Annotated in this window: 1 pseudogene; it reads right to left on the reverse strand. The window is 69.4% G+C overall.

What is annotated here, in order from left to right:
* Positions 1-268, reverse strand: a pseudogene (locus ADL25_RS52205) (6-phosphogluconate dehydrogenase); the annotation flags it as partial.

The following is a 268-nucleotide window of genomic DNA, read 5'->3' on the forward strand; positions in this document are numbered from 1 at the left end:
GCCGAACTGGTTGCGCAGCGCCGCGATCATCTTCATCTGGGGCGAGTCGTCCTGGCGGGACGCGAACCGGGCGAACAGCGAGGCGGTGATGGCCGGCAGAGGCACGGCGTTGTTGATGGCCGCCTCGATCGTCCACCGGCCCTCGCCGGAGTCCTCGGCGTATCCGCGGAGCTTGTCGAGGTGCTCGTCCTCGTCGAGCGCGTTCACCGCGAGGTCGAGCAGCCACGAGCGGATGACGGTGCCCTCCTGCCAGGAGCGGAAGACCTCG

The sequence above is a fragment of the Streptomyces sp. NRRL F-5122 genome (assembly GCF_001507435.1).
GTDB lineage: Bacteria > Actinomycetota > Actinomycetes > Streptomycetales > Streptomycetaceae > Streptomyces > Streptomyces lannensis.